Below are 21,318 nucleotides of genomic sequence, written 5' to 3'. Positions count from 1 at the left end.
CGGCCAAAGTGTCACAGGTCAACCCGCGTCCCAGGCGCCCCAGGGCGCTCACCGCCCCGGCGCCTCACGCCCCCGGGACCGGCCCGCGCCGGGGCCGACCCTCGCGCGGGGGTCAGTCCGGCCGCACCCCCGTCGTCGCGTCCCGGCACAGGAGCCGGAGCGAGCCGTCCTGGGTGTAGCAGCGGCGGGCCTCGTCGATGGGGTCCCAGAGGCGGCCGTCGGGGGTACGGACCCAGTGCTCGCCGCCGGAGGACCACCACTCGCCGCCCGCCTGACGCACGATCACCTCACCCGCGTAGGCACCGAAGCCGCGCAGCACGAACTCCACGGCGGCGTACGGGGCCGACTCCCGGCGGATGTCCTCGATCATCCGGTCGACGCTCCACAGACTGCGCGCCGAGTAGTCGAGGCGCATCCGTGCCCCCTCGCGCATCGCCGCCACCGCGTCCGCCGCCCAGCGGACCGGCTTCGTCGCCGCCGAGGGCCTGGTCTCCTGCTGTGTCGTCACAGTCGTCGCAGTCGTCACACTCTGGAGAGCGCTGCGGCGAAGGGTTTCGTCACCCCGATCCGGCGGCTCCCCACAACGGGCGCACGACCGCCCCAGGACACGCACAGGGCGGTCGCCGCATGTCCTCGTCTCCGCATGACATCCGCAGGTGATCCCCGCGTCAGCCGTCGCGGCGGCTGCGGCGCGAGACCGCCGCGCGCAGCACCCGGCGCCCCTCCGTGGACACCTCCAGCGCGCTGCGCAGCCCGGCCGCGCCGTGGGCGGCGACGAGTTCCAGGACGGCGGTCTGCCGCCGCAGCTCCGCGGCGAGCAGGGGCGAGAGGCCGTCCGTACGGCCCTCGCGGCGGGCGGCCGCCAGATCGGCGTCGCCCGCGCCGTCGAGCAGCAGATGGATCCGCAGCGCGTCGGCAGAACAGCCGTCGGCCCACTCCCGCAGCGCGTCCCCGGTCCGGTCCGCGGGGGCGGCGGCGAGCATGCCCCGCGCCAGCGCCGCCGCCTCGTCCGCGCAGCCTTCCGCGGCCTCGCCCGCCGCCGCGTCCAGCTTCTCCCGCGTCTGCTGGAGCACCTCGCCCCAGTCGCCGTCGGCGGGACCCCCCGCGAGGGCGCCCCACAGCGGCCGCAGCGCCTCGTCGTCACCGCCCAGCAGCGGCACGCACCGATCCAAACAAGCCACCCCGCTGACGGCCAGTCCGCGCTCGTCGGCCTGAGCGATCAGTTCCTCCAGGCTCATCCACGCCTCCCTCTGCGGGTCCGCAGGCCTCCGGATGAGGCCTTGACGGGCCTCGTCCCTTACGGAGCCCGCATTTCCCCTTACTGCGTGCGACAAGCCGGGAGTGTCACTCGGGCACCACGCGCAATCGGTCGAGCAGCCGGAAGAAGAGGTTTTCGGCCATCGGTCCAGGGTCCGCGGTCAGCACCTCCAGGACGTCCTCGGGGGCGACCGTGCGGCCGGCCTCCTCGGCCCAGAAGACGGCCCGCTCGGCGGCGTCGGCGGGCTCGAGGAAGTAGTCCTCGACGGTGAGGCCCTCCTGGCGCCCGTCGAGGTACCCGGCCATCGCGTCCCGGCCGAGGCAGGCCGTCCACACCCCGCTCTCGGGGGACGCCGCCTCCACCGCGACGCACGCGCCGTCCATCACATAGCCGAACAGGGCGGGCGCGCCGGTCTCCGCGGCCAGCTCGTTCATGCTGCCCAGCTCGCCCGCGCGGCCCGGCAGCTCCCACACCTGCCAGCCGTCCGGGGCCTCGCCGCGCAGGGTCAGGTCCCCGCCCGCGCCGGCCAGCGCGTCCAGTCCGGCCAACGGCCGCTCCGCACGGCCCACGACGAAATAGCCCCAGTAGCCCATGTGCCGGTGTTCCCCCCGCATGTCGGTTCCCGGCCCGGCGCGCCGAGCCGTCGGCTCGCCCAGAACACCACCACAGCCGCACGGGGGCTCGCAGGCGTTCGCGGCAATCCGTCAGCCGAGCCGGTCCGCCAGGGTGCGGAACCCGTCCCAGGACAGCGCGGGTTCGCGCGCGTCCCACAGCTTCTGGGCGAGGGCCCGCAGCGGCATCCGGATGCCGGCCGCGACCTGGTCCTCCGTCTGGGAGCGGGGCAGGTCGCCCCAGATGGCGAAGGAGCCCCCGAGGATCTGCCGGTCATACTCGGCGGGGACGGGGGTGGTGCCGCGCAGCACCCGCGGCGTCCACTGCTCGTAGATGCGCTCGCCGGTCGGGTAGACGAAGGTGAGCGGCTCGCCGAGGACGTAGTAGAGGAACTCGTCGTTGTAGTTGATGACCTCGCGGCCCTCGGCCAGGTACTCGGCGGGCTTGCGCGCGCCGATCTCCTTGCCGGTCCAGTAGGCGACCGTGATGTCCTCGTCGGCCCGGACGGACCCGCCGGAGAAGAAGCCGTCGTTCCAGGCGCGGGGGACGCGGTCGTGGGCGCGGACGGTGGCGGCGCGGTCGTTGAGCCAGCCGGTGGTGAGGTCCTCGACGGTGGCGCCGGGGCCGTACTCGTCGCGGGCCGCGGCGGCGAGGCCGGGGAAGGCCGCCTCGGGGTCGGGGACGACGAGGGCCTGGTACTCGTCGCCGCCGAGGTGCCACTGGTCGCCGGGGAAGAGGCCGGCGTACTCGTCCAGCAGGTCGTCGACGATCTGGGCGGACTTCGGGTTCGCGATGTCGACGGCGCCGCGCACCGCCTCGCCGTTCGTCTTGCGCAGCTGGAGGTCGGGGTGGGCGTCGATGACGGCGCCGAGGTGTCCGGGCGAGTCGATCTCCGGGACGACGGTGATGTGCCGGCTCTCCGCGAGCTCGACGATCTTCCGGACCTGCGCCTTGGTCAGGTGGTCCTCGGACACGACCTCCGGGTGGGAGGTGGACTCGATGCGGAAGCCCTGGTCGTCGGAGAAGTGCAGGCCGATCTCGTTGTACTTCAGGTCGCCCAGCTCGCGTATCCGGTCCTCTATCCAGCCGGCGCTGTAGTGCTTGCGCGCGATGTCCAGCATCATGCCGCGCCGCGGCTTGGCGGGCTCGTCGCGCACCACGCCCTCGGGGGCGGCGCCCGCCCCGCGTATCTCCTGCTTGAGGGTGCGGGTGCCGTAGAAGACGCCCGCCTCCCCCGGCCCGCTGACGGTGACCCGCCCGCCGCGCACGGTCAGGGTGTACGACTCCGGGTTCGCGCCCGCGTCCCGGTTCAGCTCCAGGCGCACGTCGCCGGACCGCTCGTCGTCCCGCTCCCCCGCGTAGGTCAGTCCCAGCTCCTGGGCGGTCAGCCGGCCCTCGTCGGCGAGCGCCGGGTCGGACACGACCACCCGGTGACCGGTCGCAGGCCGCCAGCCGGGGCCGCGCTCGGCGGTGTGCTCGCGCACGGCGGGTATGGTCCGCGGCGCCTCGGACAGCGGGTAGCTGCGGGTGGGGCTCGGCGTCGGCGACGGCGAGGAAGGGGCGGCCGCCGAACCGCCGTCGTCCTCCGCGGCCCACAGGCCGAGGCCCACCCCGGAGGACACCACCACCGCCCCCGCGGCCACCGCGACGGCCATGACCCTCCGCCGCCTCGCCGTCGCCTCCGCACCGGGACGCCGCCTGCGCTGACCGTGCTGCCTGTGCCGACTCACCCTGCCAACGTACGACCCGTTCGGGTGAGAAGCGTCCACAACCCGTTCCCAAACTCTGCCGTCCGGGTGAAATGGGGGTACCGATCGGACACGTCTCGGACTCACTCGATAACGTGACGTCACAACTCTCACAGCATCTGCCAACGACACACACGCGACGCCCACGAGGACCCACGCTGTCTGCGCACCGACTCCCAGACCTCCCCGGCCGAGTCGCCATACCCGCACAGTCCCGCGGCGCGCCCGGAACCCCGCCCCCGCTGGAGTGGTTCAACGACACTCCCGGGCCCGACGCCGAGCGCGCCCTGCTGTCCTGCCTGCACAGCCCTCGCTGGGCGCGCCTGCTGGCCGGCCACCGCCCCTACCCCGACACGGCGTCCCTCCTGGCGGCCGCGGACGAGGCGACGTACGACCTCTCCCCGGAGGAGATCGCCGAGGCCCTGGCCTCCGAGCCCCTCCCCTCCCTCCCCGAGGGCACCTACTCGGCCGCCCACACCGCCCTGAACGCCGCGCACGCGGCCTACGAGGCCAGGTTCGGCCACGTCTTCGTCCTCTGCCTCGACGGCGTCCCCGAGAACGAGGTCCTGGACCGCGTCCTGGAGAACATCCGGTCACGATTGGCGAACGATCCCGACGAGGAGCACGCGGTCACCCGGGACCAACTCCGCCTCCTGGCCAGGGAGCGGTTGAACAACGCCTTGAGGGGCGCGGGCCACCCCAGAGCCGCCGCACCCGGCACCTGACCGCACCCTCCGCCCCCCTTTTCGAGTGCAAGTTTGATCACACCGGCAGGCCCCCCGTAAGCGCCGCGGGCAACCGTCGCTACCATGCTGGGGGCCGGTGGACCGTACCCGGCCGGGCCCGACCGACAAGGAAAGCCGGCGCGGCCCCAATCCCCGCTCCCGGAGGAAATTTCCGTGCCGGCTGGAACGCTGTACCGCGGCCGGGAAGGAATGTGGTCCTGGGTGGCTCATCGAGTCACCGGCGTCCTCATCTTCTTCTTCCTGTTCGTTCACGTGCTGGACACCGCTCTCGTGCGGGTGTCCCCGGAGGCCTACGACGAGGTCGTGGCCACGTACAAGACGCCGATCGTCGCGCTGCTGGAGTACGGCCTCGTCGCCGCCATCCTCTTCCACGCGCTCAACGGCCTGCGTGTCATCGCCGTCGACTTCTGGATCAAGGGCGCCCGGTACCAGAAGCAGATGCTCTGGACCGTCGTCGCCGTGTGGATCGTGCTGATGCTCGGGGCGATCTACCCCGTCCTCGGCCACGCCGCTCGTGAACTGTTCGGGAGCTGACGCTGATGTCCACGACTGAAACCTCCGCCTCCGGCGTCGGCCCCGTCGAAGGGGCCTCGCTGTACTCCGTCGACAACCCGGCGCCGGTCATCGAGCCCCCGCGCAAGCGGACCAGGAAGACCCCGAAGAGCACCCGCGGCAACTTCGAGCTGGCCGCGTGGCTGTTCATGCGTCTGTCCGGCGTCGTCCTGGTCGTGCTGGTCATCGGCCACCTGCTGATCCAGCTGGTGCTGGACGGCGGTGTCTCCAAGATCGGCTTCGCCTTCGTGGCGGGCCGCTGGGCGAGCCCCTTCTGGCAGGTCTGGGACCTGGCGATGCTGTGGCTGGCGATGCTGCACGGCGCCAACGGGCTGCGCACGGTCATCAACGACTACGCCGAGCGGCCGAACACCCGCCTGTGGCTGAAGGGCCTGCTCTACACGGCCACGGTGTTCACCATCCTGCTGGGCACGCTGGTGATCTTCACCTTCGACCCGAACATCCGCTAGGCACGGGGCTGCGAGAATCATGAAGATCCACAAGTACGACACCGTCATCGTCGGCGCCGGTGGCGCCGGTATGCGGGCCGCCATCGAGGCGACCAAGCGCAGCCGCACCGCCGTGCTGACCAAGCTCTACCCCACCCGCTCCCACACGGGCGCCGCGCAGGGCGGCATGGCCGCCGCGCTCGCCAACGTGGAGGAGGACAACTGGGAGTGGCACACCTTCGACACGGTCAAGGGCGGTGACTACCTGGTCGACCAGGACGCCGCCGAGATCCTGGCGAAGGAGGCCATCGACTCCGTCCTCGACCTGGAGAAGATGGGCCTGCCGTTCAACCGCACGCCGAACGGCACCATCGACCAGCGCCGCTTCGGCGGCCACTCCCGCAACCACGGCGAGGCCCCGGTCCGCCGGTCCTGCTACGCCGCGGACCGCACCGGCCACATGATCCTCCAGACGCTGTACCAGAACTGCGTCAAGGAGGGCGTGGAGTTCTTCAACGAGTTCTACGTCCTGGACCAGCTGATCACCGAGGTCGACGGCGTCAAGAGGTCGGCCGGCGTCGTGGCGTACGAGCTGGCGACCGGCGAGATCCACATCTTCCAGGCGAAGTCCGTGATCTACGCGTCCGGCGGCACCGGCAAGTTCTTCAAGGTGACGTCCAACGCGCACACCCTGACCGGTGACGGCCAGGCCGCCGTGTACCGGCGCGGGCTGCCGCTGGAGGACATGGAGTTCTTCCAGTTCCACCCGACCGGCATCTGGCGCATGGGCATCCTGCTCACGGAGGGCGCCCGCGGCGAGGGCGGCATCCTGCGCAACAAGGACGGCGAGCGCTTCATGGAGAAGTACGCGCCCGTCATGAAGGACCTCGCCTCCCGCGACGTCGTCTCCCGCTCCATCTACACGGAGATCCGCGAGGGCCGCGGCTGCGGTCCCGAGGGCGACCACGTCTTCCTGGACCTCACGCACCTCCCGCCGGAGCAGCTGGACGCCAAGCTGCCCGACATCACGGAGTTCGCGCGGACCTACCTCGGCATCGAGCCCTACACGGACCCGATCCCGATCCAGCCCACCGCGCACTACGCGATGGGCGGCATCCCGACCAACGTCAGGGGTGAGGTCCTCGCGGACAACACCACGGTCGTCCCCGGCCTGTACGCGGCCGGCGAGGTGGCCTGCGTGTCGGTGCACGGCGCCAACCGTCTGGGCACCAACTCGCTGCTGGACATCAACGTGTTCGGCAAGCGGGCCGGCATCGCGGCGGCGGAGTACGCGCAGACCGCGGACTACGTCGAGCTGCCGGAGGACCCGGAGTCCTTCGTCGTCGGGCAGATCGAGCGGCTGCGCTCCTCCACCGGCAACGAGCGGGTGGCCGAGCTGCGCCGCGAGCTGCAGGAGACCATGGACGCCAACGTCATGGTGTTCCGCACCGAGCAGACCATCAAGACGGCGGTCGAGAAGATCGCCGAACTGCGCGAGCGCTACAAGAACGTCGCCATCCAGGACAAGGGCAAGCGGTTCAACACCGACCTGCTGGAGGCCGTCGAGCTGGGCAACCTGCTGGACCTGGCCGAGGTCATGGCCGTGTCCGCGCTGGCCCGCAAGGAGTCCCGCGGCGGTCACTACCGCGAGGACTACCCGAACCGCGACGACGTCAACTTCATGCGTCACACGATGGCGTACCGCGAGGTCGGCGCCGACGGCACCGAGACCGTCCGTCTGGACTACAAGCCGGTCGTCCAGACCCGCTACCAGCCGATGGAGCGTAAGTACTGATGGCTACCCCTGTTCTGGACAAGGCGGACGCGGCCGGCTCCCCCGAGCCCGGCTTCGCCGACTCCCCCTACATCACCGTCACCTTCCGGATCCGCCGGTTCAACCCGGAGGTCTCGGCGGAGGCGACCTGGGAAGACTTCCAGCTGGAGATCGACCCCAAGGAGCGCGTCCTCGACGGTCTGCACAAGATCAAGTGGGACCTGGACGGCACGCTGACGTTCCGCCGCTCCTGCGCCCACGGCATCTGCGGCTCCGACGCCATGCGGATCAACGGCAAGAACCGCCTGGCGTGCAAGACGCTGATCAAGGACATCAACCCCGAGAAGCCGATCACGATCGAGGCCATCAAGGGCCTGACGGTCCTCAAGGACCTGGTCGTGGACATGGAGCCGTTCTTCCAGGCGTACCGGGACGTGATGCCCTTCCTGATCACGAAGGACACCAACGAGCCGACGCGCGAGCGGCTGCAGTCCGCCGAGGACCGCGAGCGCTTCGACGACACGACCAAGTGCATCCTGTGCGCCGCGTGCACCACCTCGTGCCCGGTGTTCTGGAACGACGGCCAGTACTTCGGCCCGGCCGCGATCGTCAACGCGCACCGCTTCATCTTCGACTCGCGTGACGAGGCCGGCGAGCAGCGCCTGGAGATCCTCAACGACAAGGACGGCGTGTGGCGTTGCCGCACGACCTTCAACTGCACGGACGCCTGCCCGCGCGGTATCGAGGTCACCAAGGCGATCGCCGAGGTGAAGCGCGCGCTCATCACGCGCCGCTACTGAGGCACACCGCCCGCAGGTCCCGAGGGCCCCGTCTCCACGCCGGAGACGGGGCCCTCGGGCGTGCGCGGGTGCACGGGCGTGTAGTGCGTACGCACCAGAGGGGACCACCCCCGAGGACGATGCCCTTCCGGGGGCGGGACCGGAGGGTGGGAGTATGCGCACTTCAGTGATCAGGGCCCCTAGGCTGGGCCGCGTGCTGCCGACGTCGGACACCGCGGACACGGGGGCGCCGCGTCCCGGACGGGGGCGGGAGACCGCGGTCGTCGCGGCCGCGTTCGTGGTCTGTCTGCTCGGGGGGACCGTGCGGGTCGAGGACACCCTCACCGCGCCGCCGCTCGCCGCCTGGCTGCTCGCCCTGGTGTGCTGCGCCGTACTGCCCGCGCGGCGCCGGCGTCCCCTGGCCGTGCTGGCCTTCACCACCGCGGCCGGTGTCGCCGCCCAGCCTCTCGGCCTGTTGCTGAGTCCGCTCGTGATCGCACCCGCCCTCGTCGCCGCCCACGCCTGCACGCTGCACGTGCCCGGCGAACGGCGTGCGGCGGGCGCCGTGACGCTGGCCGCCGTGGCGCTGGCCGGGTCCGTGCCGTTGGCCGGGGACCTCTCCTGGCGGGACGCGAGCCGGATGGGGGTGGTGGCGGCGGCGCCGCTGGTGGCGGGGCTGGTCGGGCACGCGGTGCGGACCCGGCGGGCTTATCTGGCGGCCGTGGAGGAGCGGGCGCGGCGGGCCGAGGAGAGCAGGGAGCTGGAGGCGCGGCGACGGGTCGCGGAGGAGCGCGTGCGCATCGCCCGGGAGCTTCACGACCTGGTGGCGCATCAGATCACCCTGGCCAGCGCGCAGGCCACGGTCGCCGCCCACTTCTTCGACAGCCGCCCGGAGCAGACCCGCGTCAGCCTGCGCGAACTCGTGGAGACCACCGGGCACGCCCTGGACGAACTGCGGGCCACCGTCGGCCTGTTGCGGCAGACCGGGGACGGGGACGCGGCGGCCCCCGAAGGCCCGGCGCCCGGGCTGGCGCGGCTGCCGGACCTCCTGGAGTCCTTCCGCCGGGCCGGGCTCGAGGTGGCGGTGCGGGAGGAGGGCCGGGCACGGGCGCTGCCGCCGGGCGTGGACCTCACGGCGTACCGGATCGTGCAGGAGGCGCTGACCAACGTGACCAAGCACGCCGCCGGCCGTGGCGCCAGGGTGGGGCTCGACTGGGGCGGCAGGCGGCTGACCGTCACCGTGTCCGACGACGGAGGCGCCCCGGGCGGGCCGCCCGCCCTGTCGGACCGGCCACCCGGGTACGGGCTGATCGGCATGCGGGAGCGCGCCGCCGCCGTGGGCGGGGAACTGACCGCGGGACCGCGCCCGGAAGGGGGCTTCCTGGTGACCGCCCGGCTGCCCCTGCCGCCCGCCCGGGACCCGGCGGCGGCCGGTGCGGAGGGGCGGGCGCCCGGAGCGACGGGGACGGGACGGACGGACGGCGGGATCGAGGGGACGACATGACGCTGCGGGTGCTGCTCGCCGACGACCAGGCGCTGCTGCGCGGCGCGTTCCGGCTGCTGCTGGAGAGCACCGGCGACATCACCGTGGCGGGCGAGGCCGGCGACGGCCGGGAGGCGGTGCGGCTGGCCCGCGAGCTGCGCCCGGACGTCGTGGTGATGGACATCCGGATGCCGGAGGTGGACGGTCTCGCCGCCACCACGGAGATCTGCGCGGACCCCGCCCTGCGGGCCACCCGCGTGCTGATCCTCACCACGTACGAGACGGACGAGAACGTGGCGCGGGCGCTGCGCGCGGGCGCCGCCGGCTTCGTCGGCAAGGGCATCGGCGCCGAGGAGCTGGCGGACGCCGTGCGGACGGTCGCCGAGGGCGAGACGCTGCTGTCCCCGGCCGCGACGCGCTCCCTGGTCGCCCGTTTCCTCGCCGCGCCGGCCGGCGCCCCGCCGCAGGACGCCGGCCGGCTGGCCGTGCTCACCCCGCGCGAGCGCGAGATGGTGGCGCTGGTGGCGACCGGCCTGTCCAACCAGGAGATCGCCGAGCGGATGGTCCTCAGCCCGTTCACCGTGCGCGCCCATGTGCAGCGCGCGATGACGAAGCTGGAGGCCCGCGACCGCGCGCAGCTCGTCGTCATCGCCTACCGGACCGGTCTGGCGCGGGTCACCCCGGAGGACGAGGCGGGACGCCCCTCGTAGTCCGGCAGCGTCAGGGCGGTGTGGGCCGGGCGGGGCCGCGCGGAGGGCAGCGCGTCGAGGGTGCGCAGCCGGGCGTCGCGCTGCTCCAGGGCCTGGGCCGTGACGGGGAAGAGCGTGGCGCCGCCCTCGTCGACCAGCGCCTGGTTGGCCGTCACGTACGGGCGCATGCGGTCCTCGTAGGCGGCGAAGGCGGCCGTGTGGTCCCGGTGGGCGGCCAGGGCGTGGGCGAGCACGTAGGCGCCGGACAGCGCGAGGCTGGTGCCCTGCCCGGTGAGGAAGGACGGCGCGTACGCGGCATCGCCCACGAGGGCGGCGCGGCCGTGCGTCCAGCGGGGCATGCGGATCTGTCCGGCCGTGTCGAAGAACAGGTCGTCGGCGTCCCGCAAGGCGGTCACCATGCGGGGGATCTCCCAGCCCTCTCCCGCGAACACCTCCGCGATGAGGTCGCGTTGGGCGTCCGGGTCGCGGAGGGCGTCGCGCGGGGGTTCCGGGCGGTGGAAGGTGAGGAAGCCGTGCACGTCGGCGCCGTCGCCGGTGGCGTAGAGGGCGGCGGCCTTCCCCGGGGTGTTCCACAGCACCAGTTCTCGGTCGAGGCGCGCGGGGTTCGGCAGGGTGAAGAGGGCGAAGCAGTAGGCGAGATAGCGGTGGTGACGGTCCTCGGGGCCGAACAGCGCGGCCCGGGTGGCCGAGTGCATGCCGTCCGCGCCGATCACCAGGTCGTACGTGCCCTGCCGTCCGCTGTGGAAGGTGACGTCGACGCCGTGCGGGGCCGGGGCGAAGGCGGAGACGGAGTCGTCGAAGCGGAACTCCACGTCGTCGCGGACCAGCCCGTGGAGGGCGTCGGCGAGGTCGCCCCGCCGTATCTCCAGGTCGCGGGGCTCGCCCTCGTCGGCGCGGGCCCTGAGGGACGCGACGGTGTGGCCGGCGGCGTCCAGGAAGGTGGCGCGCCGGGGGCCGACGTGCGCCTGCCGCAGCCGCGGCCACAGGCCCATCCGCCGGACCACCTCCGTCGCCGTGCCGCGGATGTCGACGGGGTAGCCGCCGCCGCGCACGGCGCCGGCCTTCTCCACCACGGTGACCGCGAACCCGGCCCGGTGGAGCCAGTACGCGAGGGCGGGACCGGAGACGCTGGCTCCGGAGATCAGGACGGTGCGCGGGGCGGTCATGAACGGGGTCCCTTCTTCGCGGGGGTGTGGGCGGGCTCGGGGGTGTGGGCGGGCTCGGGGGTGTGCGGCGCGGGGGGCACGGCTCCGGGGGTGTGCGGCGTGGTGGCCTGCGCAGGCCCGGCGGGGTGCGCGGACCTGGCGGTGTGCGCAGGCTCGGTGGTCGCGCGGACCCGACGGTGTGCGCAGGCTCGGTGGTCCGCGCGGACCCGACGGTGTGCGCGGACTCGGTGGTGCCCTGGGTCCCGGCGCCACGTGCGCCCCTGGTGGCGCGGACGAGGAGCAGGCCGAGCGCCGCGGTGACGCCGGTGACGGCGAAGCCGGTGGTGAAGGCCGCCTCGGCGGGCACCTTTGTGCCGGCGAGGGTCCCGGCGGTGAGCAGCGCGCCCGCGATCTGGGCGCCGACGACCATGCCGATCACCCGGGTGACCACGAGCAGGCTGGTGGCGATGCCGGTGTCCCCGGGGTCGACGGCGGTGGCGGTGTGGGCCAGCAGCGCGGTGGTGGCGAGACCCGCGGCGAACGCGGTCAGGGTCTTGGCGAGGGCGAGCTGCCAGGCGGCGCCGTGCTGGGCCGCGAGGCCGAACATGACGGCGGCGGTGGCGAGGGCGGCCACGGCGACCACGGCACGGGCGCCGAACCGCCGCGCGGCGACCCCGCCGACCGCGTCGCTCAAGGCCCCGGCGATCACGCCGGGCAGCAGGTAGAGGCCGATATCCGTGGTGCCGGCGCCGAAGCCGTAACCGTCGCCCGAGACCGCGAGGAGCTGCGGCAGCAGCAGGCTGACCATGCCGATGGTGACGGTGACGAGCAGGGTGAGCAGGCATGCCTGCCACATCGCGGGCCGGGCGAGCATGCGCAGGTCGACCATCGGGGAGACGGCCCGGCGCTCGACGCGGACCCAGGCGGTGGCGAGCACGGCCACGAGCGCCGGCAACGCGCACATGGCGAGGGGCGGAAGACCGCCGCCGGTCAGCAGGACGAGGCCGAGCATGAAGGCGAGCAGGGTGGCGCTCAGCAGGACCACGCCGGGCCAGTCGATCCGCTCGTCGTGCCGGACCGGCGCGTCGGACGGCATCAGCCGCGCCACGAGGACGGTCGCCGCGACGACCACGAGGGTGGGCAGCACGAACATCCAGTGCCAGGACAGGTGGTCGGCGATCAGCCCGGCGCCCAGCATGCCGATCATGCCGCCGCCGGTGAACAGGGCGACGACCACGCCGATCGCCGTCTGGGTGCGCCCGGCCGGCAGATGGGCGCGGACCAGGATGAAGGACAGCGGCAGCACGCCGACCATGGCGCCCTGGAGGACCTGGCCGAGCAGCAGCAGCGGCAGTCCGGGGGCCAGCCCTGCCAGCAGTCCGCCGGCGGCGACCACGGCCATGAGCTGGAGCAGGACGCGTTTGCCGCCGTAGCGGTCGCCGAGCTTCCCGGCGACGGGGGTGAGGACCGCGCCGGTGACGAGCATGGTGTTGGCGACCAGCGCGCCCTCGGAGGGGCCGAGCCCCAGCTCGCGCTGGAGCAGCGGGAGCGCGGGTTCCACCACGGACTGGAGCGCGCCCAGGGCGAGCGCCAGCACCCCGAGGGCGGCGATCGCGGGCCGCCGTAAACGCGGCGGCGGAGGCAGGGTGTCGGACATGGACGTCCCGTTCTCGTAGGGGTCGGTGAGCACGTCCCACGGTTCCGTCCGGCGGCCCCCGCGGGCATCGTCGCCCGTCACCGTCCTCGTCTGGTGCGTACGCACCAGGGGAGTGACCGCCCTGGTGCCGGAGCACGTCGGGGGACCGGCCCCGCGAGTGAGTTGAACATGTTCAAAAGAAGGCGCTACAGTCGTCCCCGTCAGCCTTTTGAACGCGTTCAAGAAGGGGTGGGGCATGGACCGCACCGTCATCGCCTACGTCATCTACCTGGTCGTCAGCATCGGACTGACCGTCTGGGTGGCCCGCACGCTCAGCCGCAACGGGCGGGTCTTCCTCGCCGACGTGCTGCACGGCAACGAGAAGCTCGCGGACGCCGTCAACCACCTCCTGGTGGTGGGCTTCTACCTGGTGAACCTCGGCTTCGTCGCCCTCTACCTGAGCGACGACGACACCGTCACCGACACCCGCGGCGTCTTCGAGGCGCTCTCCGCCAAGCTGGGCGTGGTGCTGCTGGTCCTCGGCGTGATGCACCTGGCCAACGTGTACGTGCTGAACAGGATCCGGCGGCGCGGGGTGATGGAGCGGGAGCAGAACCCGCCGGTGCCCCCGCAGGGCTGGACCGCCCCGGCGGCCCAGGCGTGAGCGCGAACCCCTTGCCCGTCGACCGGGACGACTGCCCGCGGACGGCGGGAGCTTGCAAGACCGCCGGCGGGTCAACGCCCCCAGGGGCGCGGGGAACTGCGCGACCAGCCCCTGACGGGCCGCACCCGGCGTACGACGATGCGAGGCGCCCTCCCGGCCGCGGGTACAGCGTCGGCAGCGCGGCGCGCCCCGCCCCGGTCCGCGGGCTGACCGTCCTGTACGACGCGGGCTGCCCGCTGTGCACGCATGTCCGTGACTGGCTGGTGAAGCGGCCTCAGCTGGTCCCCCTGGACTTCGTCCCGGCGGGGTCGCCGGCCGCCCGGGGCCGGTTCCCCGGTCTCGATCCCGGGTCCACCCTGTCCGAGATCACCGTGGTCGGGGACGGCGGGCAGGTGTACCGGGGCGCCGCCGCCTGGATCGTCACCCTGTGGGCGCTGCGCGACCACCGGCGGCTCGCGCACCGGCTGAGCACCCCTTCCGGGATGCGGTTCGCCAAGGGGGCGGTGCTCGCCGCCGCCAAGTGGCGCGGCGCGACGGCCCCGCAGCCCGGCCGGGTGTACCGCCGCGACGACGGGTGGACGTACGACCCGCGCGACGGCTGGCACCACACCCCGCCCGGCTGCGGCTCCGACGCCTGCGTCGCCCCGTAGGCCGCGCCCGGCGGGCGTTAGGCTCTCTTCCCGTGCCCGCGAAGAACGACGGCCCCGACCCCGGCGCCCCCCTCAGCAAGTCCGAGCAGACCCGCGCCCTGATCCTGGAGACGGCCATGCGGCTGTTCCAGGAGCGCGGCTACGACCGGACCACCATGCGGGCGATCGCCAAGGAGGCCGGGGTCTCCGTCGGCAACGCGTACTACTACTTCGAGGGCAAGGAACACCTGATCCAGGGGTTCTACGACCGGATCGCCGCCGAGCACCAGGTGGCGGTCCGGGACATCCTGGCCCGGGAGACCGACCTGGAGGCGCGCCTCGCCGGCGTGCTGAAGGCCTGGCTGGACATCGCCACGCCGTACCACGAGTTCGCGGTGCAGTTCTTCAAGAACGCCGCCGACCCGGACAGCCCGCTCAGCCCCTTCTCGCCGGAGTCGGAGCACGCGCGCGAGGAGGCGATCAGCGTGCACCGGGCGGTGCTGGCCGGGACGAAGACCAAGGTGCCCGAGGAACTGCGGGACGCCCTGCCCGAGTTGATGTGGCTGTCCCAGATGGGGCTGTGCCTGTACTGGATCTTCGACCGCACCGAGGGCCGCGAGCGCAGCTACCGGCTCGCCGAGCGGGGCGCCCGGCTCACCGCGCGGGGCGTCGCCCTGGCCCGGTTCCGGGTGCTGCGGCCGCTGGTGCGCGACGTGCACGAGCTGTTCACGGAGTTCCTGCCCGGGATGACCCGGGCGCTGCCCGACCCCGCCGGCCGGAAGGACGCCGGCCGGCGGGGCAAGGGCGCCGCGGACGACGGCGAGGAGCGCCCCGGCGACGTCGGCTGACGTCAGTTGGCGACGTCCACCCCGCCGGACGTCAGCTCCACGTCGTGGACGTGCGGCCCGTCCCCCACGGTCACATGCGCCGCCCGCGCCCCGTACGGCGAGGCCGACACGGCCAGCAGATAGGTGCCCGGCGCCGGGACCGCCACGATGTACGCGCCGTCGGCGAGGGACGCCACCCGGTCCAGCTGACGGCCGCCGGGCGTGAGCAGCGTGACGGACGCGCCCTGCACCGGCTCGCCCTCCGGGGTGCGGACGAAGCCGTGCACCACCGAGGCGGCGCCGTCCACGGCCTTCTCGTCCGGTGCGGCGGAAGGCGTGCCGTCGTCCTCCTCCTTCGGCTCGACCGCGAGGTGCGGCAGCCGCTTCTCCAGCCCCGCCGGGAGCCACCAGTTGGCCCGCCCCAGCAGATGCATCATCGCCGGGACCAGCGCGGTGCGCAGTACGAACGCGTCCAGCGCAACCGCGGCGGCCAGTCCCACGCCGGCCATGGCGGCGCCGTAGTCGCCGCTGAGCACGAAGGCGAGGAAGACGCAGACCATGATCAGGGCGGCGGAGTTGATGACCCGGCTGGTCTCCGCGAGGCCGACCCGCACCGCGCGGGCGTTGTCCCGGGTGTGCACCCACTCCTCGTGCATCCGGCTCACCAGGAACACCTGGTAGTCCATGGAGAGCCCGAACAGCAGCGACAGCATGATGATCGGCAGGAACGACGCGATCGGGCCCTCCTTGCCGAGCCCCAGCACGTCCAGGCCGACGCCCCACTGGAAGACCGCCACCAGCACGCCGAACGAGGCCGCCGCCGCGAGCAGGTTCATCACGGCGGCCGTCAGCGGCACCACCAGGGAGCGGAACGCGAGCAGCAGGAGCAGGAAGCCCAGGCCGATGATCGTGCCGACGAACAGCGGCAGCCGGTCCCCGGTCACCGAAGCGAAGTCCTTGGACACCGCGGTCACGCCGCCCACATGGGCGTCGACACCCGCGGCGGGGATGACGTCCTTCCGCAGGGTGTCGATCAGCCGGTCCGTCTCCACGTCCTGCGGGGAGGTGGTGGGCACGACCTGGAGGACGCTGACCCCGTTCGCGGGCGGGGCCGCCGCCACCTGAGCCACGCCCTCGGTGTCCTCGACCGCCCGGATCAGCCCGGTGGGCGCCTCGCCGTCCACGACCACCTGGAGCGGCCCGTTGAAGCCCGGCCCGAAGCCCTCCGCGAGCAGGTCGTAGGCCTTGCGGGTGGTGGTCGAGGCGTCGTCGTTGCCCTGGTCCACGGTGCCCAGGCGCAGCGACAGCAGCGGCACCGCGAGCGCGGCCATCAGCACCACCGCCACGGCGGCCACCGCGCGCGGCCTGCGCTGCACGGTCGCGGACCAGCGCACGGCGAGACCGCTCACCGGCTCGCCCTTCGGGTCCGCTGCGGCGAGCCGGCGGCGCTGGCGGCGGCTGAGCACCCGGTGCCCCAGCACGCCGAGCAGGGCGGGCAGCAGGGTGATCGCGGCGAGCACGCTGAGCACCACCGTCAGGGAGGTGCCGATGACCACGCCGTCCAGGAACCTCAGGTTCGTCACCAGCATCCCGGCGAGGGCGATGCACACGGTGCCGCCCGCGAACAGCACCGCCCGGCCCGAGGTGTCGAGCGCGGCGGCCGCGGCCTCCTCCGGGTCCTTGCCGCTCAGGATGCCCTTGCGGTGCCGGGTGACGATGAACAGGGCGTAGTCGATGCCGACGCCCAGACCGATCAGCGTGGCCAGCAGCGACGCCAGTTCGGGGACGTCGGTGACATGGCTGATCAGCTGGGTGCCGAACATGCCGCCGGCGACGCCGAACACGGCGACCACGATCGGCAGCAGCATCGCGAGCACCGACCCGAACGCGACGAACAGCACCACGGCCGCCGCGAGGATGCCGACCAGCTCGGCCGTGCCCGTCGGCGGCTCCTGGACCCGGGTGATGGCCTGGCCGCCCAGCTCCACCTGGAGCCCGTCGCCGGCCGCGGCCCGCGCCGTGTCGACGACGTCCTGCACCAGCGCCTTCGGCACCGCGTCCGCCTGCTCGGCGAACGTCACCTGCGCGTAGGCGATCCGCCCGTCCTCGCTGATCTGCGCCGCGCCCCGCGCGTCGTAGGGTCCGGCGACCGCGCCGACGCCCTCCATGCGCCCGATCTCCGCGAGCGCCGACTCCATCCGGGAGCGCACCGCCGCGTCGCGCACCGTGCCCTCGTCGGTCTTCCACACCACCGTGTCCGTGTCCCCGGCGCGCTCCGGGAACGCCTTGCGCATCAGGTCGTAGGCCCGCTTGGAGTCCGTGTCCGGGAGGGAGAAGACCTCCGCGTAGTTCGTGCCCGCGCTGCTCGCCGTCACGCCCAGTCCGAACAGCGCCCCCACCCACAGCACCAGGACCACCAGCCGATGCCGATAGCACCAGCGTGCCAATACCGCCACGTGTCCGCTCCTTCGTCGCTCGGTCGGTCCCCCGGGTCCTGGCAGCAGAATCGGCGGCGGCACCCGCCCGGGGACACGACTCGCCCCGGACTCTCAAGGAACTCCAAAGCGACAACCGGCACTTCGCCGGACGGTCACGCCGATACTGGAGGGCATGACGACAGCTCCCGGCACCGTGCTGGTCGTGGAGGACGAGGAGAGCATCGCGGACGTCCTCGCGATCGCGCTGCGCTACCACCGCTTCGAGGTCATGACCGCGGGCACGGTCCGCGAGGCGCTCGCCCTCACCGAGCACACCCGGCCCGACTGCGCCCTCCTCGACGTGATGCTGCCGGACGGCGACGGCCGCGCCCTGGGCCGCGAGCTGCGCGAGCGCCGGCCCGAGACGGCGCTGGTGTTCCTCACCGCCCGGGACGCCCCCGCGGAGATCGTCGGGGCGCTCGGCTTCGGCGACGACTACATCACCAAGCCGTTCAACATCGACGAGGTCGTCGCCCGCATCACGGCCGTGCTGCGCCGCACCCGCCCCGCCGACGTGCTGCCGCAGCGGGCGCCGCTGCGCCACGGCGACCTGGAGCTCGACGAGACGACGTACTCGGTGCGCCGCGCGGGCCGCAGCGTCGAACTCACCCCGACCGAGTACGCGCTGCTGCGCTTCCTGGTGCGCAACGCCGGCCGGATCGTGCCGAAGGAGCAACTGCTGCGCCACGTCTGGCAGTACGAGCACGTCCCGCAGGAGTCGACCGTCGTGGAGACCTACATCAGCTATCTGCGGCGCAAGCTGGACACCCTCGGCCCGCCGGTCATCACCACCCGGCGCGGCGTCGGGTACGGGCTGACGTGACACGCCGGATACGCCTGCCGCGCCCCGGCCGCCCCCGGGTGCGGTCGCTGCGCGCGCAGCTCACGCTGGCGAACGTGGTGCTGCTGGCGCTGGGCATCGTCGCCGCGACCGCGGTGAGCGTGCTCGGCATGCGCTACTACCTGCTCGACCAGATCGACACGGAGCTGGTCCGCACCCGCGACTCGCTCGGCGGCTCGGAACTGACGCTGCGGCAGATCGACTCGCTGAGCGCGCTGAGCTTCTTCCGCGACCGGGTGGACCCGGAGTGGAACCGGGACGACGACGAGCCCGACTCGGTCTTCGCCGCCGTGGACCGCGCGGGCGAGCCGATCCCCGTGCTCGGCTTCGCACCGTCCCGGGCGCAGCGCGACCTGGCGGACGCCGTGGGCGTACCGGACGCGCTGATCCGGGACCCGGAGCCGCAGGACGTCACCGTGCGCGGCCGCACCTACCGCGTCACCGCCACCCGTCTCGCCGACGGCACCGGCATCCTCATCGCCGGCTCCACCGAGCCGCTGCACGAAGGCGTCGCCAAGGCGGTCAGGCTGGACCTGGCCATCGGCACGCTGCTGCTGCTGGTGCTGGCGTGCCTGACCATGATGGGGGTGCGGCGGCGGATGCGGCCGCTGGAGGACATGGTGGAGACGTCGTCGGCGATCGCCGAGGGCGACCTGACGCGCAGGGTGCCCTCCAGCTGCGACACCTCCCTGGAGGTGGAGCAGCTGCGGCTGGCGCTCAACTCGATGCTCCAGCAGGTGGAGTCGGCGTACCGCACCCGGGAGCGCAGCGCGGCGCAGCTGCGGCGGTTCGTCGCCGACGCCTCGCACGAGCTGCGCACCCCGCTGGCCGCGATCCGCGGCTACCTCCAGCTCTACGAGCGGGGCATGCTGCGCGACCCCACGGAGCGCAAGCGGGCCTGGGACCGGATGACCACCGAGTCCGACCGGATGGGGCGGCTGGTCGACGAACTCCTGGTGCTGGCCCGCCTCGACCAGCGTCCGGAGCTGCGGAAGCGGAACGTGGACGTGTGCCGGCTGGCGCGGGACGCGGCGCAGGACCTGCGGGTGCAGCAGCCGGACCGGCCGGTGCGGGTGGACGCGGACGGGGCGGTCCTGCTCCACGCCGACGAGGCAGGGCTGCGTCAGGTGCTGGGCAACCTGGTCGGCAACGTGCGCACCCACACCCCGGCGGACGTGCCGGTGCGGCTCGGCGTGTCCCGGGCGGAGGACGGCGAGGTGCGGCTGTGGGTCGCGGACGAGGGACCGGGCCTCGCCCCGGAGGACGCGGCACGGGTCTTCGACCGCTTCTTCCGCGCGGGCGGCGGCGCGGGCAGCGGCCTGGGCATGGCGATCGTGCAGGGCGTCGTGCGGGCTCACGGCGGCGAGGTGACCGTGGACACGGCCCCAGGCGAGGGCCTGACCGTCACGGTCACGCTGCCGTCGCGCACGGAGAAGGTCACGCAGACGGACTGAGCGGGCGCCCCGGGGAGCGCGGCAGGCGAACGCTCCCACCGCGGCCCACGAAGCTGAGACCGGCCCCGCGGGCCGATCGCGGGCCGCCGGCGGACCCACGCGAGCCGGCACTCGGGCACCCCCGACCGGCCGGAGGCCGATCCGCCGGCCCGTGGCCGGAGGCGGACGCGTCGGTCGGGGCTACGCCTGGCGGGAGGCCAGTTCGATCACCGTGATGTCCGACGGCGCGCCCACCCGGGTGGGCGGACCCCACGCACCGGCGCCCCGGCTGACGTAGAGCTGCGTGTCGCCGTACCGGTCGAGGCCCGCCAGGGTCGGGTTCGCGCCGCGTGCGATCAGGTTGCCCGGCCAGAGCTGGCCGCCGTGGGTGTGGCCGGAGAGCTGGAGGTCCACGCCGTGGTCCACGGCCTCGTGGATCTGGACCGGCTGGTGGGCGAGCAGCACGCAGGCCCGCGCACGGTCCCGGTCGCCGAGGGCGCGGGCGAAGTCCGGTCCCTGGCCCTCGTCCTCGCCGGCCAGGTCGTTCACGCCCGCGAGGTCGAAGTGGGGCAGCTCCGTGCGGGCGTTCTCCAGCGGGTTCAGGCCGAGCCGGCGGACCTCCTCGACCCACTGCTCGGCGCCGGAGAAGTACTCGTGGTTGCCGGTGACGAAGAAGGACCCGTGACGGGCCGTCAGCTGGGCCAGCGGGGCGGCCGCCGGACCGAGGTCCCGCACGCTGCCGTCCACCAGGTCGCCGACGACCGCGATCAGGTCGGGCTGGGTGGAGTTGATGGTGTCGACGACCTTCTGCGCGAAGCCGCGCCCGAGCACCGGGCCGAGGTGGATGTCGCTCACCACGGCGATGCGGTAACCGTGCGCGGCCCGGGGCAGCTTGGCCAGCGGCACGGTGACCCTCTTGACCTTCGGCCCGCGCAGGACGCCGTAGGTCCCGTACCCGACGGTCCCGGCCGCGGCCGCGGCCGCGGCTCCGCCGACGACACGGGAGACGAACAGCCGCCGGGAGGGACCGGCGCCCGCCCCTGCGGCGCCGGCGGCCGTCGAGCCGCCCGCCGCCGGATCGGCCGCCGCGGGACCGCCCTCCGCCGGGTCCGGCGTCGTCGTGGCCTCCGACGCCGTGCCGGTCGCCTCCGGGCCCTCGGGCCGGCCCGCCGGTATCAGGTCGTGGGCCGGCGCGGGAGCCGGCGCCGGCTTCGCCGCCCTCCGCTCGAGGAGCCTGCGCAGCACCGGGCGGACCAGCTCGCCCACGAGCAGGGCCAGCACCAGGTACAGGGTGAGGGCCAGCCACAGGGAGCCCGGCCAGGCCAGCACGCGCTGGAGGGTGAACGGCGCCTCGACGCGGGAGGCGACCATGCTGCCGATGAACAGCAGCCACCCCCCGGCGATCACCGCCGCGCCGATGCGGCGCACGGGCCCGGGGCCCGCCGTGGTGTCCCTGAACAGTCGGCGCCACACGTACCAGTTGCCCGTCACCACGACGGCGACGACCAGCAGTGCGACGAGTACGAAGACGATGGCCACGAGGCGGACTTCCCCT

General features: G+C 73.5%; 19 protein-coding genes and 1 pseudogene. 12 read left to right on the top strand and 8 right to left on the bottom strand.

Going from position 1 to position 21,318, the window contains the following annotated elements; all coding sequences use genetic code 11:
- Window positions 1–112: 112 nt before the first annotated feature.
- The 4 genes from ACP7TJ_RS20600 to ACP7TJ_RS20585 form a co-directional block, all read right to left on the bottom strand.
- Window positions 113–508, bottom strand: a complete 396-nt coding sequence (locus tag ACP7TJ_RS20600; protein WP_176710949.1) for a hypothetical protein — start codon at window positions 506–508, stop codon at window positions 113–115.
- A gap of 160 nt (window positions 509–668) precedes the next feature.
- The gene (locus tag ACP7TJ_RS20595) at window positions 669–1,238 is read right to left on the bottom strand and encodes a hypothetical protein (protein ID WP_387583423.1); all 570 of its coding nucleotides are present in this window, start codon (window positions 1,236–1,238) and stop codon (window positions 669–671) included.
- 106 nt (window positions 1,239–1,344) lie between these two features.
- Window positions 1,345–1,851 (bottom strand): hypothetical protein, encoded by a 507-nt coding sequence (locus ACP7TJ_RS20590; protein WP_228917639.1) that lies wholly within the window; start codon window positions 1,849–1,851, stop codon window positions 1,345–1,347.
- A gap of 111 nt (window positions 1,852–1,962) precedes the next feature.
- On the bottom strand, window positions 1,963–3,525 hold the full coding sequence (locus ACP7TJ_RS20585; RefSeq protein WP_189910548.1) for a beta-N-acetylhexosaminidase: 1,563 nt from the start codon (window positions 3,523–3,525) through the stop codon (window positions 1,963–1,965).
- A 188-nt stretch (window positions 3,526–3,713) separates the two neighbouring features.
- Here ACP7TJ_RS20585 and ACP7TJ_RS20580 point away from each other — a divergent pair, with 188 nt between their 5' ends.
- The 7 genes from ACP7TJ_RS20580 to ACP7TJ_RS20550 all read left to right on the top strand — a co-directional run bounded on the left by ACP7TJ_RS20580 (window position 3,714) and on the right by ACP7TJ_RS20550 (window position 10,111).
- Window positions 3,714–4,343, top strand: a complete 630-nt coding sequence (locus ACP7TJ_RS20580) for a 2-oxo-4-hydroxy-4-carboxy-5-ureidoimidazoline decarboxylase (RefSeq protein WP_391108670.1) — start codon at window positions 3,714–3,716, stop codon at window positions 4,341–4,343.
- A gap of 174 nt (window positions 4,344–4,517) precedes the next feature.
- Complete coding sequence (sdhC, locus tag ACP7TJ_RS20575) at window positions 4,518–4,898, top strand: succinate dehydrogenase, cytochrome b556 subunit (RefSeq protein WP_093769371.1); 381 nt, start codon at window positions 4,518–4,520, stop codon at window positions 4,896–4,898.
- A 5-nt stretch (window positions 4,899–4,903) separates the two neighbouring features.
- Window positions 4,904–5,386 (top strand): succinate dehydrogenase hydrophobic membrane anchor subunit, encoded by a 483-nt coding sequence (locus ACP7TJ_RS20570; RefSeq protein ID WP_093769370.1) that lies wholly within the window; start codon window positions 4,904–4,906, stop codon window positions 5,384–5,386.
- Between the two features lie 19 nt (window positions 5,387–5,405).
- Window positions 5,406–7,160, top strand: coding sequence for a succinate dehydrogenase flavoprotein subunit (gene sdhA, locus ACP7TJ_RS20565; RefSeq protein ID WP_093769369.1), 1,755 nt, complete (start codon window positions 5,406–5,408; stop codon window positions 7,158–7,160).
- The gene (locus tag ACP7TJ_RS20560; RefSeq protein ID WP_093769368.1) at window positions 7,160–7,939 is read left to right on the top strand and encodes a succinate dehydrogenase iron-sulfur subunit; all 780 of its coding nucleotides are present in this window, start codon (window positions 7,160–7,162) and stop codon (window positions 7,937–7,939) included. Before sdhA ends, ACP7TJ_RS20560 begins: the two co-directional genes overlap by 1 nt.
- Before the next feature lie 154 nt (window positions 7,940–8,093).
- Window positions 8,094–9,422 (top strand): sensor histidine kinase, encoded by a 1,329-nt coding sequence (locus tag ACP7TJ_RS20555; RefSeq protein WP_427764457.1) that lies wholly within the window; start codon window positions 8,094–8,096, stop codon window positions 9,420–9,422.
- Window positions 9,419–10,111, top strand: a complete 693-nt coding sequence (locus ACP7TJ_RS20550; RefSeq protein WP_189910545.1) for a response regulator transcription factor — start codon at window positions 9,419–9,421, stop codon at window positions 10,109–10,111. The genes ACP7TJ_RS20555 and ACP7TJ_RS20550 overlap by 4 nt, the downstream gene beginning before the upstream one ends.
- On the opposite strand, the gene ACP7TJ_RS20545 is transcribed toward ACP7TJ_RS20550, so the two are convergent.
- The gene (locus ACP7TJ_RS20545; RefSeq protein WP_427764453.1) at window positions 10,054–11,277 is read right to left on the bottom strand and encodes an FAD-dependent monooxygenase; all 1,224 of its coding nucleotides are present in this window, start codon (window positions 11,275–11,277) and stop codon (window positions 10,054–10,056) included. The two genes, ACP7TJ_RS20550 and ACP7TJ_RS20545, sit on opposite strands and share 58 nt — an antisense overlap.
- Window positions 11,278–11,536: 259 nt before the next feature.
- Window positions 11,537–12,913, bottom strand: a pseudogene (locus ACP7TJ_RS20540) (MFS transporter); the annotation flags it as partial.
- Between the two features lie 235 nt (window positions 12,914–13,148).
- Here ACP7TJ_RS20540 and ACP7TJ_RS20535 point away from each other — a divergent pair.
- The 3 genes from ACP7TJ_RS20535 (at window position 13,149) to ACP7TJ_RS20525 (ending at window position 15,033) form a co-directional block, all read left to right on the top strand.
- Window positions 13,149–13,556, top strand: coding sequence for a hypothetical protein (locus ACP7TJ_RS20535; RefSeq protein WP_093769425.1), 408 nt, complete (start codon window positions 13,149–13,151; stop codon window positions 13,554–13,556).
- Window positions 13,557–13,762: 206 nt separating this feature from the next.
- Window positions 13,763–14,206, top strand: coding sequence for a thiol-disulfide oxidoreductase DCC family protein (locus tag ACP7TJ_RS20530; protein ID WP_367462834.1), 444 nt, complete (start codon window positions 13,763–13,765; stop codon window positions 14,204–14,206).
- Window positions 14,207–14,238: 32 nt separating this feature from the next.
- The gene (locus ACP7TJ_RS20525; RefSeq protein ID WP_093769364.1) at window positions 14,239–15,033 is read left to right on the top strand and encodes a TetR/AcrR family transcriptional regulator; all 795 of its coding nucleotides are present in this window, start codon (window positions 14,239–14,241) and stop codon (window positions 15,031–15,033) included.
- Window positions 15,034–15,035: 2 nt separating this feature from the next.
- Here the strand turns inward: ACP7TJ_RS20525 and ACP7TJ_RS20520 are convergent, their stop codons facing one another.
- Window positions 15,036–17,459 carry an MMPL family transporter gene (locus tag ACP7TJ_RS20520; RefSeq protein WP_380865750.1) on the bottom strand — a complete coding sequence of 808 codons (2,424 nt, stop codon included), beginning with the start codon at window positions 17,457–17,459 and terminating at the stop codon, window positions 15,036–15,038.
- Window positions 17,460–17,622: 163 nt separating this feature from the next.
- Between ACP7TJ_RS20520 and ACP7TJ_RS20515 the strand changes: the two genes are divergently transcribed.
- On the top strand, window positions 17,623–18,312 hold the full coding sequence (locus ACP7TJ_RS20515; protein ID WP_093769362.1) for a response regulator transcription factor: 690 nt from the start codon (window positions 17,623–17,625) through the stop codon (window positions 18,310–18,312).
- Window positions 18,309–19,784, top strand: coding sequence for a sensor histidine kinase (locus ACP7TJ_RS20510; protein WP_380874431.1), 1,476 nt, complete (start codon window positions 18,309–18,311; stop codon window positions 19,782–19,784). Before ACP7TJ_RS20515 ends, ACP7TJ_RS20510 begins: the two co-directional genes overlap by 4 nt.
- 180 nt (window positions 19,785–19,964) lie before the next feature.
- On the opposite strand, the gene ACP7TJ_RS20505 is transcribed toward ACP7TJ_RS20510, so the two are convergent.
- Complete coding sequence (locus ACP7TJ_RS20505) at window positions 19,965–21,302, bottom strand: metallophosphoesterase (protein ID WP_427764447.1); 1,338 nt, start codon at window positions 21,300–21,302, stop codon at window positions 19,965–19,967.
- Window positions 21,303–21,318: the final 16 nt, after the last annotated feature.

Origin of the sequence: Streptomyces sp. DSM 41931, assembly GCF_050271085.1 — a bacterium.
GTDB classification, from domain to species: Bacteria; Actinomycetota; Actinomycetes; order Streptomycetales; family Streptomycetaceae; genus Streptomyces; species Streptomyces albogriseolus.
The sequence above is the reverse complement of the archived record's forward strand: the minus strand, read 5'-3'. Positions and strand labels throughout refer to the sequence as shown.

Coding starts and splice junctions, on each gene's coding strand:
- ACP7TJ_RS20595 (WP_387583423.1), bottom strand. CDS start 1,238: ATGAGCCTGGAGGAACTGATCGCTCAGGCCGACGAGCGCGGACTGGCC.
- ACP7TJ_RS20590 (WP_228917639.1), bottom strand. CDS start 1,851: ATGGGCTACTGGGGCTATTTCGTCGTGGGCCGTGCGGAGCGGCCGTTG.
- ACP7TJ_RS20585 (WP_189910548.1), bottom strand. CDS start 3,525: ATGGCCGTCGCGGTGGCCGCGGGGGCGGTGGTGGTGTCCTCCGGGGTG.
- ACP7TJ_RS20570 (WP_093769370.1), top strand. CDS start 4,904: ATGTCCACGACTGAAACCTCCGCCTCCGGCGTCGGCCCCGTCGAAGGG.
- sdhA (WP_093769369.1), top strand. CDS start 5,406: ATGAAGATCCACAAGTACGACACCGTCATCGTCGGCGCCGGTGGCGCC.
- ACP7TJ_RS20560 (WP_093769368.1), top strand. CDS start 7,160: ATGGCTACCCCTGTTCTGGACAAGGCGGACGCGGCCGGCTCCCCCGAG.
- ACP7TJ_RS20555 (WP_427764457.1), top strand. CDS start 8,094: ATGCGCACTTCAGTGATCAGGGCCCCTAGGCTGGGCCGCGTGCTGCCG.
- ACP7TJ_RS20550 (WP_189910545.1), top strand. CDS start 9,419: ATGACGCTGCGGGTGCTGCTCGCCGACGACCAGGCGCTGCTGCGCGGC.
- ACP7TJ_RS20545 (WP_427764453.1), bottom strand. CDS start 11,277: ATGACCGCCCCGCGCACCGTCCTGATCTCCGGAGCCAGCGTCTCCGGT.
- ACP7TJ_RS20535 (WP_093769425.1), top strand. CDS start 13,149: ATGGACCGCACCGTCATCGCCTACGTCATCTACCTGGTCGTCAGCATC.
- ACP7TJ_RS20515 (WP_093769362.1), top strand. CDS start 17,623: ATGACGACAGCTCCCGGCACCGTGCTGGTCGTGGAGGACGAGGAGAGC.